Source organism: Nocardia sp. NPDC051787 (genome assembly GCF_040681325.1).
Classification (GTDB): domain Bacteria; phylum Actinomycetota; class Actinomycetes; order Mycobacteriales; family Mycobacteriaceae; genus Nocardia.
In genome coordinates this window covers 262428-276810 of record NZ_JBFAYO010000001.1, presented here as the reverse complement: position 1 = coordinate 276810, position 14383 = coordinate 262428, and the positions used below count along the sequence as shown (strand labels likewise).

The 14383-nt window shown below is 68.6% G+C and carries 11 protein-coding genes and 2 pseudogenes; 5 read left to right on the top strand and 8 right to left on the bottom strand.

The window, feature by feature from the left end; genetic code table 11:
* Window positions 1-32: 32 nt before the first annotated feature.
* Window positions 33-719 carry an NUDIX hydrolase gene (locus tag AB0M45_RS01260; protein ID WP_364321314.1) on the bottom strand — a complete coding sequence of 229 codons (687 nt, stop codon included), beginning with the start codon at window positions 717-719 and terminating at the stop codon, window positions 33-35.
* A 187-nt stretch (window positions 720-906) separates the two neighbouring features.
* Between AB0M45_RS01260 and AB0M45_RS01255 the strand changes: the two genes are divergently transcribed.
* The 3 genes and pseudogenes from AB0M45_RS01255 to AB0M45_RS01245 form a co-directional block, all read left to right on the top strand.
* On the top strand, window positions 907-2280 hold the full coding sequence (locus AB0M45_RS01255) for a hypothetical protein (protein WP_364321311.1): 1374 nt from the start codon (window positions 907-909) through the stop codon (window positions 2278-2280).
* Window positions 2277-3260: a glutamate ABC transporter substrate-binding protein gene (locus tag AB0M45_RS01250; RefSeq protein ID WP_364321308.1), complete on the top strand. Its 984-nt coding sequence runs from the start codon at window positions 2277-2279 to the stop codon at window positions 3258-3260. The genes AB0M45_RS01255 and AB0M45_RS01250 overlap by 4 nt, the downstream gene beginning before the upstream one ends.
* A 357-nt stretch (window positions 3261-3617) precedes the next feature.
* A pseudogene (locus AB0M45_RS01245) lies at window positions 3618-5870 on the top strand (tetratricopeptide repeat protein); the annotation flags it as partial.
* A gap of 118 nt (window positions 5871-5988) precedes the next feature.
* Here AB0M45_RS01245 and AB0M45_RS01240 read toward each other — a convergent pair.
* Together AB0M45_RS01240 and pta are read right to left on the bottom strand one after the other, a co-directional pair.
* Window positions 5989-7212: an acetate kinase gene (locus tag AB0M45_RS01240; RefSeq protein ID WP_364321305.1), complete on the bottom strand. Its 1224-nt coding sequence runs from the start codon at window positions 7210-7212 to the stop codon at window positions 5989-5991.
* Window positions 7213-7365: 153 nt separating this feature from the next.
* Window positions 7366-9438 carry a phosphate acetyltransferase gene (gene pta / locus AB0M45_RS01235; protein ID WP_364321302.1) on the bottom strand — a complete coding sequence of 691 codons (2073 nt, stop codon included), beginning with the start codon at window positions 9436-9438 and terminating at the stop codon, window positions 7366-7368.
* 115 nt (window positions 9439-9553) lie between these two features.
* Here pta and AB0M45_RS01230 point away from each other — a divergent pair, with 115 nt between their 5' ends.
* Window positions 9554-10060 carry a nitroreductase family deazaflavin-dependent oxidoreductase gene (locus AB0M45_RS01230; RefSeq protein ID WP_364321299.1) on the top strand — a complete coding sequence of 169 codons (507 nt, stop codon included), beginning with the start codon at window positions 9554-9556 and terminating at the stop codon, window positions 10058-10060.
* A gap of 75 nt (window positions 10061-10135) precedes the next feature.
* On the opposite strand, the gene fgd is transcribed toward AB0M45_RS01230, so the two are convergent.
* The gene (gene fgd, locus AB0M45_RS01225; RefSeq protein WP_364321296.1) at window positions 10136-11146 is read right to left on the bottom strand and encodes a glucose-6-phosphate dehydrogenase (coenzyme-F420); all 1011 of its coding nucleotides are present in this window, start codon (window positions 11144-11146) and stop codon (window positions 10136-10138) included.
* 263 nt (window positions 11147-11409) lie between these two features.
* Between fgd and AB0M45_RS01220 the strand changes: the two genes are divergently transcribed.
* Window positions 11410-12210, top strand: coding sequence for an HAD-IIA family hydrolase (locus AB0M45_RS01220; RefSeq protein WP_364321293.1), 801 nt, complete (start codon window positions 11410-11412; stop codon window positions 12208-12210).
* A 52-nt stretch (window positions 12211-12262) separates the two neighbouring features.
* On the opposite strand, the gene AB0M45_RS01215 is transcribed toward AB0M45_RS01220, so the two are convergent.
* The 4 genes and pseudogenes from AB0M45_RS01215 to AB0M45_RS01200 all read right to left on the bottom strand — a co-directional run bounded on the left by AB0M45_RS01215 (window position 12263) and on the right by AB0M45_RS01200 (window position 14343).
* The gene (locus AB0M45_RS01215; RefSeq protein ID WP_364321786.1) at window positions 12263-12865 is read right to left on the bottom strand and encodes a hypothetical protein; all 603 of its coding nucleotides are present in this window, start codon (window positions 12863-12865) and stop codon (window positions 12263-12265) included.
* A gap of 11 nt (window positions 12866-12876) precedes the next feature.
* A pseudogene (locus AB0M45_RS01210) lies at window positions 12877-13032 on the bottom strand (hypothetical protein); the annotation flags it as partial.
* Window positions 13033-13170: 138 nt separating this feature from the next.
* Window positions 13171-13620, bottom strand: coding sequence for a MarR family transcriptional regulator (locus tag AB0M45_RS01205; RefSeq protein ID WP_364321290.1), 450 nt, complete (start codon window positions 13618-13620; stop codon window positions 13171-13173).
* A gap of 93 nt (window positions 13621-13713) precedes the next feature.
* Window positions 13714-14343, bottom strand: coding sequence for a type 1 glutamine amidotransferase family protein (locus AB0M45_RS01200; RefSeq protein WP_364321288.1), 630 nt, complete (start codon window positions 14341-14343; stop codon window positions 13714-13716).
* Between the last annotated feature and the right edge of the window lie 40 nt (window positions 14344-14383).

Sequence of the window (14383 nt, the reverse complement as noted above, 5' to 3'; positions counted from 1 at the left end):
ACGGACTCCGTCCGGCTGCGCCCTTTTCTGCGTCAGGAAAGCAGCTGTCCTCGGGTGAACGACAGAGCGGTGTCCACCGCGGTGTTCCCGTTCGAGGTCGGCTCGGCGGTCGGAACGCCGGACTCATCGACGATCCTGGCGTAGTCGCCCGGTCCGTGCTGATCCGAATGCAGCCAGACGAAACCGAGATCGGCGAGGTCGATCGTGCGGGGCAGCGCCGCGGCTACCGTGTGGTCGATCTCGGCGAGCAGCACACGGGCGGGCGCGGCGCGCAGGGTGGGCCACGAGGCGGCGAAACCGGGGTGCAGCGGACGGGCATCGACCTCGTGTTCGGGAACCCAGGCCAGCGCGGTGCTCTCCCGGTTGCCGATGGTCGGGAGGGTCATGACCGCGTCGGCGACGACCGTGGTGTAGGTCCAGCCACTCAGAGCGGAGGCAGTCACGCGCGCGCCGCGCACCCGGACGTCGGCGGGATCGATGCCCGCCTCCTCCCATGCCTCGCGGACCGCCGCGTGCTCGGGCGTCTCGTGACTGTCGCGCGCGCCGCCGGGCAATGCCCAGGTCCCGCCCTGGTGGCTCCACGGGGCGCGGTGTTGCAGCAGCACCGCCGAACCGCCGTCGGCGAGTGGAGCACGCAGGAGCAACCCGGCGGCGCCGAAGCGGCCCCAGTGCCGCAATCCGTCCGGGCCACGCGACCAACCGTCGCCGTCACCACGCATCTCGTACCATCCTCATCCAGCTACGACTGTGCTCCCCCGCCCGTCATTTGCTCCCAACCGGGGGTGTTCAACACGCCGCGGCGTTCGTACGACCACAATAAACTCCGCACCGATACGCGCGGAGTGATCGAATATGCGGTCCGGCCGTGTGAAATCCGCGCACGCGGCCCAAACTGGGGAGGTGGACATGGCTAGCTCCGAGCCGACGACGGCCGAACTCCGGCCGTCGTCCGCGCCCGCCGACCGGGAGAATCCCGGCGGGCTGAGCGTCGCCGTGGTGCGCGAACGTCTCGACCTGGCCAACCTGCGTTCGTTCGCCAATTCTTCACCGGGGCGACTGATCGCGCTCGGACTGCTGCTCATCGGCCTGTGCCTGGCCGCGGGCTCGATGACCGCCGCGACGGTCAGCGAACGGCAGCAGGGCTTGGACGTACTGCTCTACGACACCGAACCGGACGCGTACTCCGCGCACCGGCTGTATACCTCGCTCTCGATCGCCGACGCCGCCGCGAGCACCGCCTTCATCTCGGGCGGACTGGAGCCGCAGACGGTGCGCGATCGCTACACCCAGGCCATGGGCGAGGCGGCCGCGGAGTTGGTGACCCAATCCGACCGCGTCGGGCCGCACGCGACGGCCGGTTCGGATGCCCGGCTGCGCTCCGGCATAGTCACCGGCCTGCCGGTGTACTCGGGTCTGGTGGAGACCGCACGGACGAACAATCGCATCGGGTATCCGGTCGGGGCCGCGTACCTGAGCGAGGCGTCCAACCAGATGCAGACCACGCTGCTGCCCATGGCCGAGGAACTGGAGAATCACCGCTCCGCCGCGGTGACCGCCGCGCAGCGCCATCACGTGCGCCCACCTTGGTCCGCCATCGGCCTGCTGATACTCACGCTGGGGGTATTGGGCTGGGTGCAGCGGGATCTGGCGCGGCGCTGGCGCCGGGTACTCAATCCCGGTCTCCTGTTCGCCTCGGCGGCGATGCTGATCCTGCTGGCGTGGACGGTGATCGCGGGCTCGGTGTCGGCGGCGGCGATGATCGACGCCCGCGACGACGGCGCGGTACCGTCGTCGCGGCTGACCGAGAGCCGGATCCTGACCCAGCAGGCGCGCGCCGCGGAGACATTGAAGCTGGTGCGCCGGGACGCGACCGGCGACTACGACCGCACTTACGATGTGAATATCGAGCGCCTGGCCGATCTGCTCGGCAAGTACCCCGATTCCGCGCCCGCCACCGACGACGTGCGCAATGCCGTGCCCGCGCTGGAACGTTGGCGGATAGCGCATCAGCGCATGAACGATGCGCTGGCCAAGGGCGATTTCAACGGCGCGGCCGCGGTGACGATCGGCCCCGGCTCCGCGGACGCCACCGCGCAGGTGGACGCGCTGGACCGCGCGCTGGAGCAGGGCATCGCCGAGACGCGGGACACCCTGCGACACGAGATCTCCCAGGCGGCCCGCATACTGGACTTCCTAGGAGCAGGAGCGATGGTGCTCGGCATTCTGGCGGCAGGCTATGTCGGACTCGGCATATGGCCCCGGCTTCGGGAGTACCGATGAGATCCCCGCGCGGCATTCTGGTTGTCGTCCTCGTCGTGGTGGCGCTGGCGAGTGGCTGTGCGAGCGAGTCCAGCGCGCCGCTGGCGACCAAGACGCCCGAGTACACCGATCCCCCGCTGCCCGCGAAAGCCATACCGGTGCTGACGGATTCGCCGGTCCCGCCGCCGCCCAGCGCACCGCGCTGCGGAGACCCCACCGCCAGTCTGCGGCCCACCGGAGCGGGCGCCGCCGCGCGCGGACCGGTGATCGATGCGATCCGGGCGCGAGGCAGGCTGCTCGTGGGGCTGGATACCGGCAGCAATCTGTTCAGCTACCGCGACCCGATCTCCGGCTCCATCGTCGGTTTCGACGCCGACATCGCCAGGGAGGTCGCCCGTGACCTGCTCGGTAGCCCGGATCTGATCGAATTCCGCAGCCTCGGCTCGGCCGAGCGGGAGACCGCGCTGCAGAACCACACCGTCGACCTGGTCGCCAAGACCATGACGATCAACTGCGAACGGCGCGAGAAAGTCACCTTCTCCACCGTCTATCTGCACGCGAATCAGCGCGTACTCGCGGTGAAGAACTCCGGTATCCGCAGCCTCGCCGATCTTGCGGGTAAGCGGGTGTGCATCGTATCCGGTACCACTTCGCTTGACCACATCCGCCGCGACCAGCCCGCCGCCGCCATCCTCACCGTACCGACCTGGGCGGACTGCTTGGTCGTTCTGCAGCAGCGCCAAGTCGACGCGGTCAGCACCGATGACGCAGTCCTCGCGGGCCTCGCCGCGCAGGACCCGTACACCGAACTGGTCGGCGGCAGCGTCGCCGAGGAGCCCTACGGCATCGGCATTCCCAAAGGCCACGACGATCTCGTCCGCTTCGTCAACGCCACGCTGGACCGTATCCGGAGCGACGGCACCTGGACTCGGCTATACCAGCAATATCTGACCGTGCTCGGCCCCGTTCCCGCTCCACCCGCTCCCACGTATCAGGACTGACGGGCGATGAACCCACGGCCCGCCCCTGAGCCCGACCCGGACGAAACCGCCACGGGGCAGCCGGGGCCGGCCGATCCGAACGAACCGCCATCGTCCGCAAGCGAGCGGCACGCAGCTCCAGCCGATCCGGAACCGGATGCCGGCGAAAAGGACACACACGCAACCTGCGGCGACCGCCGGGAAACCAGCTCCAACACGGAGCTATGGAACCGGACATCGGACACCGACGGCCCGCCCGCTGGCGAGCCGGAATCAGGAGCGGCCGAGACTACCCGCAAGCACGTCGACGAGCCGGAGACCAGTTCCGACACGGCGGCATGGAAACCGGCATCGGAGGCCGAGGACTCGTCCGCCACCCGAAAGCAACCACCCGCGGACGAAGGTCCCGCCACGCAACTCGCGCCTGACGAATCGGAGTCGGCACAGGAAGGTGCGCGGCGGACGCACTCGGGACCGGGCTCGCCGCGCACCACAGGACGAAGCGTGCGTACCGCGCGGAGCCGTCCAGCGGTGCGACGGCTCGGCGCGGGCCTGGTGCCCATTCCGACGGTGCCGCCCACCGATCCACGCGATGCCGTGCTCGCCGACCCGGTGGTGTCCGAGCGCAGACGGTACTGCTGGCGCTGCGGCAAACCGGTCGGCCGGGCGACGCCGATCCGGCCATCCACTTCGGCGGGCACCTGCGCGACGTGTGAAGCGCCGTTCGATTTCCGGCCGTCGCTGCACACGGGCGACATGGTGGCGGGCCAGTACGAGATCCAGGGCTGCATCGCCCACGGCGGGCTCGGCTGGATCTACCTGGCGATCGACCGCAATGTCAGCGACCGCTGGGTGGTGTTGAAAGGCCTGCTGCACACCGGCGACGCCGAAGCGCAGGCCGTGGCGATGGCCGAACGCCAATTTCTCGCCGAGGTGACCCATCCCAGCATCGTCAAGATCTACAACTTCGTCGAGCACCCCGCGGCCGACGGCACGCCGGTCGGCTACATCGTCATGGAGTACGTGGGCGGCTGCTCGCTGTGCGACATTCTCGACAGCTACGAACGCCCGATGCGCATGCCGGTCACCGAGGCGATCGCCTATCTGCTGGAGATCATGCCCGCACTGGAGTACCTGCACTCGACCGAGCTGGTCTACAACGACCTCAAGCCGGACAACATCATGGTCACCGAGGACCAGGTCAAACTGATCGACCTCGGCGCGGTCACCGCCATCGAGGCATACGGAAACCTCTACGGCACCAGGGGTTTCCAGGCGCCGGAGATCGCCAAGACCGGCCCGACCATCGCGTCGGACATCTACACCGTCGGCCGCACGCTGGCCGTGCTCACCCTGCACATGCCATCGGAGCACGGACGCTATCTCGACGGCATCCCCGATCGCGCCGACGAGCCGGTGCTGGCGCGCTACCCGTTCTTCCATCGCCTGCTGCTCTGCGCGACCGACCCGGACCCGGAACGCCGCTTCCCCTCCGCCCGGACGATGGCGGCGCAGCTGGCGGGAGTGCTGCGCGAGATCCTCGCGCTGGAGACCGGTAACGAGCACGCCCAGCTGTCCATGGTGTTCACTCCGCCTCGCGCAAGCTTCGGGACCGACGAACTGATCAGCCAGACCGACGCCTACACCGACGGCCGCTCCCGCAGCAGCCAGCTCGACCCCCTCGATGTGGTGGCGGGGCTGCCGGTTCCACTGCTGGACCCGGCCGATCCGTCGGCACCGTTGCTCGCGGCCGCGGTGCATCCCGAACCCGCCCAGGCGCTCGAGGCGCTGCGGGATGCGCGCGACCGGGCCGAGGCCGATCCTGAGAACGCCCCGGAGAATCTGGAGCTCGAGCTCACGCTCGCCGAGGCGCGGGTGCGAATCGACCTGCGCGAGTCGAGCACCGTCCTGGACCTGCTCGCGCGCTTGCCCGAGCGGGAATGGCGGGTCAGCTGGTATCGCGGCATGGCCGAACTGCTCGACCGCGAGTACGAGCGCGCTTTCACGAATTTCGACGAGGTCTTCCGGGTGCTGCCCGGCGAAATCGCCCCCAAGCTGGCCCTCGCCGCCACCGCCGAACTCATTCTGCAGCACTGGGACGCACCGGATCCCGAACACTGGCGCGCCTATGCCGAGCAGGCGTACGAGACCGTCTGGCGCACCGACCGCGGCGTGGTGAGTGCCGCCTTCGGGCTGGCCAGGCAGCTCGCCGCGAACGGCAGGGTGACCGAGGCCGTGCAGGCGCTCGACGCCGTGCCCGCAGCGTCGCGGTGTTTCACCATCGCGCGGATGACCGCCGTGCTGTTCATGCTGACCGCCGCTCCGGTAGCCGAACTGGACGAATTCACCCTGCACATCTCGGCCTCGCGGGTGCTGAGCCTGCCCAGAGGCGAGAGTCGTGCGGTGCAGATGCGGGTGCTCGTTCTCGGCGCGGCGCTGGCCTGGCTCCAGGCGGGCAACACGCCGAAGCGCCCCGACGCGACGCTGTTCGGCGCGCCCTTCACCGAACGCGAACTGAGGGCGGGCACCGAGGCGGGGCTGCGTGCCCTGGCCCGCGGGGCGCCCGACCGCAAACATCGCTACGCGCTCGTCGACCTGGCCAACGCGATTCGCGCGAAGAGCTGGATCTAGCTAGGTCGATCGGCGACCGACCAGGCACGGTCAGCGGCACCACCGGCGGACGCGATCGGCCTGATCCGCCGACGCGGTCATCCCGGTGGGGCCGCGGACATCCGCGCCCAACACGACATCAGGGTTGGTCGTGCTCGAGGTCGGCGACCACCTGCCGCGCGGCGCGGGCGATCGCCAACTCCTCGTTGGTCGGCACCACCAGCACCGTGACCGGCGCGCTCGGCGGGGAAATGCGCCGCGCGCCGCGATCTTTCGCGGTATTCGCGACCGGGTCGACTTCGATGCCGAACCGACCGAGATCCGCCAGGGCATCGGCGCGCACCTGCGGGCTGTTCTCGCCGACACCGGCGGTGAAGGTGATCGCGTCCAGGCCGCCGAGCTCGATCAGGTACGCCCCGAGATAACGCCGCAACCGGTGGATGTACACGTCGTAGGCCAGCCGGGCGGCCTGGTCGCCGCTCTCGATGAGGCGCCGCAATTCGCGGAAATCGTTCACTCCGGACAGTCCCTTGATCCCGGAATCCCGATTGAGCAGCGTGTCGACCTGGTCGATGTCCAGGTGCGCCGACCGCACCAGGTGCGGCACGATACCCGGATCGAGATCACCCGACCTGGTGCCCATCACCAGCCCTTCCAGTGGCGTGAGACCCATCGTGGTGTCGATCGGGCGTCCGCCGCGCAGGGCGGAGGCCGACGCGCCGTTGCCCAAGTGAAAGATGATCTGATTCAGCTCGGCGGGATCACGCCCGAGCAGCTCGGCGACGCGGCCGGACACGTACTCGTGCGAGGTGCCGTGGAATCCGTACTTCCGGATGCCATGGGCGGCCGCGACTTTGGCGTCGATCGCGTAGGTCTTCGCGGCGGCGGGCAGGCTATGGAAGAACGCGGTATCGAATACGGCGACCTGCGGCACCCCTGGCAATAGTTCCCGTGCGCTCTCGATACCGGCCACGTTGGCCGGATTGTGTAGCGGCGCAAGCACGGAGAGATCGGTGATGGCGGCAACGACCGCGTCATCGATCAGTGTGGGCTGGTAGAACACCTCACCGCCGTGCACCACCCGATGACCGACCGCGCGCACCCCCTCCCCCACCAAGTCGTGTCCCGTCGCGGAGAACGCGTCGAAGATCAAGCGCAGCCCCGCGGTGTGGTCGGCGATCCGGCCGGGACGCTCGGTGGTCTCTCCGTCGGCGTGATGCTCGATCCGCCCGTCGTCTTCGCCGATCCGCTCCACGATCCCGGACGCGGCCACCACGCTCGACTCCGGATCGAGGAGTTGATATTTGATGGACGACGAGCCGGAGTTGATCACCAGCACCAAGTCCTCGGCCGCCTTGCTCATGACGCCTCCCGTGCCCTGCGGTCGAATCGCACCGGATAGGCGCGATAAGGCGCTCCGCGGCTGTTCCTCATCACGCCTCCTTTGTCTCGCCCAGCAACCAGGCTCACGACGCGATTGTTCCGCCCACGCCATGATGAGCGGACAGCGCCCGCATCACCCCTCCTGCGCTTGGATGGCCGTGATCGCCACGGTGTTGACGATGTCGGCCACCAGGGCGCCGCGGGACAAGTCGTTGACCGGCTTGCGCAGACCTTGCAGCACGGGTCCGATCGCGATCGCGCCCGCGCTGCGCTGCACCGCCTTGTAGGTGTTGTTGCCGGTATTCAGATCGGGAAACACGAACACCGTCGCGTGGCCGGCGACCTCGGAATCGGGCAGCTTGGCGTCGGCGACGGTCGGCTCGATCGCGGCGTCGTACTGGATCGGGCCCTCCACCGGCAGTTCCGGCGCGCGCTCGCGCACCAGCTTGGTCGCGACACGCACCTTGTCCACATCGGCCCCCGTGCCGGATTCACCGGTCGAGTACGACAGCATCGCCACCCGGGGGTCGATGCCGAAGCGGGCGGCGGTCGCCGCGGAGGAGATCGCGATATCGGCAAGCTGCTGCGAGGTCGGGTCCGGCACGACGGCGCAGTCGCCGTAGGCGAGCACCCGGTCGGCCAGGCACATGAGGAACACGCTGGAGACGGTGGCGACGCCCGGCACCGTCTTGATGATCTCCAACGACGGCCGGATGGTGTGCGCGGTGGTGTGCGCGGCGCCGGAGACCATACCGTCGGCAATCCCCCGGTACACCATCATGGTGCCGAAATACGAGATGTCGGCGACGGTTTCGCGGGCCCGCTCCAGCGTCATGCCCTTGTGTTTGCGCAGTTCCGCGTACTCGGCGGCGAACTCGTCCAGGTAGCCGGAGCTGCGCGGGTCGAGCACCTGCGCGGCGGAGATGTCCACGCCGAGTTCGGCCGCGCGGGCGCGCACCGCGGTCTCGTCGCCGAGGATGACCAGGTCGGCGATCTTGCGCTGGAGCACCCGGCCCGCAGCGCGCAGGATGCGGTCGTCGTCGCCCTCGGGCAGCACGATGCGTTTGCGGTCGGCCCGCGCGCGTTCGATGAGCTGGTATTCGAACATCTCCGGGGTGACCACCGAACTGGGCGGAACGTCGATGCGCCGCAACAGTTCCTCCGCGTCGACGTGCTCCTCCATCAGCGCGAGCGCGGTGTCGACCTTGCGCGGGCTGCCCGCCGACATGCGGCCGCGGGTGCGGTAGGCCGCGCCCGCGGTGTCGTACGTGCCGAGGTCGGTGGTGAGGATCGGCAGCTTGGGCTTGAGGCCGGTCATCAGCCGCGCCACCGCGGGATGCGGCAGCAGGCCGCCGTTCATGATGATGCCCGACAGCGACGGAAAGCCTTCCGCCTCATGCGCGTTCACGACGCTGAGCAGCACATCGGACCGGTCACCCGGTGCGATCACCACGACGCCCTCGGACAGGCGCTCCAGGATGTGTTCGGCGGTCATGCCGCCGACCATGATCTGCAGCGCCTCGCGATGCAGCAACTCCGGGTCGCCGCTGTACATTTCGCCGTCGATCGCCGCGCACAGCTCGGCCATGGTCGGCGCGATCAGCAGCGGGACCTCGGGCAGCGTCCAGGACGGGACGTCGAAGCCGCGCAGCGCCGCGCAGACCTCCTCCAGCCGCCGCGGGTCGCAGCGGTTGGCGATGATGGCAACCAACTGCGCGTGCTCGTGAGTCAACTCGGCCGCGCACAGTTCGGCCAGCTGCTTCACCTCGTCGGGAGTACGGCCCGCGCCACGCACCACCAGCAACACGGGGGCGCCCAGGTTGACCGCGATCCTGGCGTTGAACCGCAGCTCGCTGGGGCTGGCAACGTCGGTGTAGTCGCTGCCGACCACGACCACCGCGTCGCACATCTTCGCGACCTCGTGGAAGCGCAGGACGATCTCGCTGATCGCCGCGTCCGGGTCGGCGTGTACCTGCTCGTAGGTCGTGCCGATGGCCTGCTTGTAGTCGATGTCCGCGGTGCTGTGCTCGAGCAGCAACTCCAGGACGTAGTCGGGCTCGGCAGTCGAGCGCGTGATCGGCCGGAACACCCCGACCCGTGCCGTGGTGGCGCACAGCATCTGCAGCACTCCGAGAGCCACCGTCGATTTACCGGTGTCGCCTTCCGGAGAGGCGATGTAGACGGCTGATGGAGCGTTGTCGGCCATGCCCGAGAGCTTAGTGAACAGGCGGCTATCCGACTCGGTCGCACGACCGGTCCCCGGTGACGAGCGGTTTCGGCTACTGCACGCCCAGGCTCGGCCCGACCGCTATAGTCCGGGCATGGCTGAGCAGTTTCCGGATCGGCAGTGGGGTTCGAGAACCAACCTATTGGCGCGCGCGGCAACCAGATTGGCGGCGACGAAGCCGGGTTCCCGGTTGATCCGTGCCATCACTCCACTGGACCGGGCGATCCTGGAACGCACCGACGCCAAATACACCCTGCTCGGCCCGATCGGCGCGCCGGTCATCCTGCTCACCACCATCGGCCGCAAATCCGGTCAGCCGCGCACCCAGCCCCTGCTCTACGTGCACGACGGCGACACGCTCTACGTGGTCGGCAGCAATTTCGGCCAGGCACACCACCCCGCCTGGACCGCCAATCTCCTGGCGAACCCCACCGCCACGGTGGCGATCGCGGGCGAACGCATCGATGTCACCGCCACCCCCATCGACGGATCCGACAAAGACGCCATCTTCAACCGCTTCGTAGAAGTAACCGCCGCCTACGCCGCCTACCGCTCCCGCACTACCCGCGACCTGCGCGTCTTCGCCCTCCGCCGGGCGTAGCCGTCCGACGAGTGGCACATCGCCGCGGCATCGGCCGAGAAGACCTCTCCGTGGTGTGCCACTCGACGGAGGGAGTCAAGCGAGGGCGCGCAGGCGGGGGGACAGGTCGCGCTGGAAGAGGTCGAGGAAGCGGCGCTGGTCGTGGCCGGGGGCGTGGAAGACGAGATGGTTGAGGCCGGCGTCGAGGTAGGGCTTGATCTGCTCCACGGCCTGGTCGGGGTCGCTGGCGACGATCCAGCGCTTGGCGATCTGCTCGATGGGCAGCGCGTCGGCGGCGGCTTCCATTTCGATCGGGTCGGTGATGCTGTGCTTCTGCTCCGCGGTCAGCGACAGGGGGGCCCAGAAGCGGGTGTTCTCCAGCGCCAGTTCCGGATCGGTGTCGTAGGAGATCTTGATCTCGATCATTCGGTCGATGTCGCCGACGGTACGGCCCGCCTTCGCCGCGCCCTCGGCGACCGCGGGCATCAGCTTCTCGGTGTAGAGGTCCATACCCTTGCCCGAGGTGCAGATGAAGCCGTCGCCCGCGCGTCCGGCGTACCGCGCGACCAGCGGACCGCCCGCGGCGATGTAGATCGGGATACCGCCCTTGGGCACGTCGTAGATGGAGGCGCCGACGGCCTTGTAGTACTCGCCGTCGAAGTCGACGCGGTCGCCGGTCCACAGCGCACGCATCAGGTCGACCGCCTCGCGCAGGCGGGCGAAACGCTCCTTGAATTCCGGCCATTCGCCGGTGTATCCGGTGGCGATCTCGTTGAGCGCCTCGCCGGTGCCGACCCCGAGCATGACGCGGTCCGGGTACAGGCAGCCCATGGTGGCGAACGCCTGCGCGATCACCGCGGGGTTGTAGCGGAAGGTCGGGGTGAGCACCGAGGTGCCCAGCTGGATGCGCTGGGTGCGCTCGCCGACCGCCGCCATCCAGGCCAGCGAGAACGGCGCGTGCCCGCCCTTGTGCCGCCACGGCTGGAAGTGGTCGCTCACGGTGGCGCTGTCCAGGCCGTGTTCCTCGGCCAGCACCGCGATCTCCACGAGTTCACGGGGGCCGAACTGCTCCGCCGATGCCTTGTATCCGAGCTTGAGTTCGCTCATCTGCCACGCTCCTCGCGTATCGTTTCGCCGCCATCGCGATCCGCCCTCGACAGTAGCCAACCCGATGGTCGTGCGGTGCCGACGGCCTGCCGTGGATGATCTTCGTCGTCGCCAGGTGACGCTCGCGCCTGCCCGGGCCTCAGCAAGAGAACGCCGAGGCCGGGGCGAGGTATTTCGTCGGCGATCGCCGTACCGGATGCGAGCCAAGGGGCGGTCTTGACCGTTCCCGTTTCGGTTGCGGGCCGATAGCGGATAATGGCCGGGTGACTGCGGACGACGAACCGATCCTGTCCTACCTGACCGATATGGACGGGGTGCTGGTGCACGAGGACCATCTCATACCCGGCGCCGACGAGTTCCTCGCCGAACTGCGTGCCAACGAGACACCGTTCCTGGTGCTGACGAACAACTCGATCCGCACGCCGCGCGATCTCCAGGCGCGGCTGCGGCACACCGGGCTCGACATCCCGGAGGAGGCGATCTGGACCTCCGCGCTGGCCACCGCCACCTTCCTGAACGACCAGCGCCCCAACGGAACCGCTTATGTGGTCGGCGAATCCGGGCTCACCACGGCGCTGCACGAGATCGGCTACGTGCTCACCGACAGCCAACCCGACTACGTGGTGCTCGGTGAGACCCGGACCTACTCCTTCGAGGCGATCACCACCGCGATCCGGCTGGTCGAGCGTGGCGCCCGTTTCATCGCGACCAACCCGGACCCGACCGGCCCGTCCCGCGAGGGCTCGCTGCCCGCGACCGGGTCGGTGGCCGCGCTGATCACCCGTGCCACCGGCCGCGAGCCGTACTACGTCGGCAAGCCGAACCCGCTGATGATGCGTTCCGCGCTGCGCCGCATCGGCGCCCACTCCCAGTCCACCGTGATGATCGGCGACCGGATGGACACCGACGTCATCTCCGGCCTGGAAGCGGGCATGCGCACCATCCTGGTCACCTCGGGCATCTCCACTCGTGCGTCCTTCGAGGCATACCCCTACCGCCCAACCATGGTGGTGGACTCCGTCGCCGATCTGATCGGAAAAACCAAGTCCCCGTTCACCGCCTGACCGGGCGGGGCGAGGACAGGTCCGGCAGCGGTCGCAGCTGGCAGCGAGCGCGCTACCGTAGCGCCGGTGCCGGTTTCGGCCAAGAGTGCAGCATACTTCCGGCAAGGCTGGCCGCGGCCACCTCGAGAGTGAGATCACCGGTGTCGAACGGCGTAGTCGCATAGCCGGGCACGGCGGGCCGCGCGTGGGACAGCATCCACCCGATCGCGGTCAGCACCGACGCGAGACCGAGCAGGGTGTAGGAGTTACCGATCAGGAATTCCGCCAGGGTCCACTGCGATTCGCGGTAATCGGTCTGCGGAACGAACCAGATCACGCCCTGGGGGATCACCGGCAGGCCGGTGTCCCATGAGCCGACGCGGTCGACCTGCATCGGCCAGGCGAAGGCCCACAAAGCGAGTAGTGCCGGCACACCAGCCCGGATCACCAGGGCCAGGGGTCGCATGGCGCGCCAGGCCCACATGAGTGCAGGGATCATCCACACCCAGTAGTGGGTCCGCGAAATCGGCGAGCACAGTAGCGAAACCGCCGCGACGAGCAGGATGGCAAGCAGTTCGTCGCCGCGCCGGTACGCGAATCTCGCCGCGGCCAGCCCGCCCACTCCCAACACGCCGGCGGCCAGCAGCCAGGGCGTGTGGTTGTCCCAGGTAGCCACTGCAGGCGACCGAACACGCCGTTGATCGACTGGTTCTGCACGTATGCGAAGCCGACTCGATTCTGCTGGTCGACAGCCGAAATCCAGAACTGCGCCGCCTGCGTCGGCCGATACCAGAAGCCGATCGCAACGGTGGCGGCGGCGGGGAAGTCCGCCGGGATCGCCATCGTCCCGGCGCAGACCGGCCACGAGCCGATGGCCGGGGTTCGTGGACTTGCCCGAGCCGGATCGACTGGTGCAGCCGCGCATCGGCTGTGGCTGCTCGGCGCTCGAGCTCGAGCCGGATGGACCAGTGATCGCATCCGCTAGTCGTCGGCGGTGACGATCGCGTCCATCGCGGCGGAGAGCTTTGCGAGTACCGCAACCGTGAGCGCGAGCTGTTCGGGACCCAGTTCGGCCGCAAGGCGTTTGGACATCACCGCATGTTGCGGGTTGATACGCCGGACCGCGGCCAGGCCCGCGTCGGTGACTGCGACGAGTTTCGCACGGCGATGGGCCGGGTTGGGCCGATATTCGGCAAGTCCCTTGTCCACCAGAAGATCCGCGATGCGCTGCACGCTCTGGCGGGTGATGCCCATTTCGCGGGCGATCCCCGCGACGGGCAACGGTGTGTACAGCACCGCGCCCAGCACCTGCCACCACGCGGCGGTCAAACCCGCCGGTCGCGCCAGTTCCTCGGCCACCGCGAGGAACTGACCGTTCAAACGGAACGACGTGATCGCCGCCGCGGAGAACAATTCCTGTTCATCGGCCATGCGTTCGCCTCCTGCCGACCGGGTCGGCGACCCGGCCGATCGACCGGACCGCCGACGAATCGCTGCTCACGACTGCGCCTCGCTGGCGCTCGCTCATGCCTGCTGCGCCTCGTACGCCTCGAGCACCGCCCATCCTTCCGGATCGGCGTGCGCGAACAGCCGGTACCAGCCCTCCAGCACATGCGGCTCGTACACACCGAGCCTACCGAGCACCTCGCGGGCGAATTCGAACGGCGCGCTCGCGCTGGCCGTGATCACGTCGCCGTCGGTGACGGCAGGCTCCTGAACATAATGCTCTGCGCCGGAATACCCGCTGTAGACCAGGAATTCCGCGACATTGCTGGTGTGCTTGCGGTTATCGAGCAGACCCTGCTTGGCCAGACCGTAAGTCGCGCCGCAGATCGCGGCGACCGGAACGCCCGCCTCCACGAACTCGCGCGCCTTCTCCCCGAACGCGTCCAGCTCCGGCCCCATCCAGGTCTCGGCGCCGGGGAGGATCAGCATCGCGCTGTCGGCGGGCGTGATATCGGCGAGCACGACGTCCGGCACGATCCGCATACCGCCCATCGTCGTGATCGGATCCGCGGTCAGCCCGACCGTCTTGACCTGCCACGTTCCCGGCTCCCGATGCCAGCTCGGCTTGTTGATGTGCGCGGTGGCCGCGCCCACCTCCCAGTCGGCGAGAGTGTCGTAAACGGCCATGTGCACTGCCTTCGTGGTCATGACAGCATCATGTCGTATTTGACAGCATACTGTCAATACT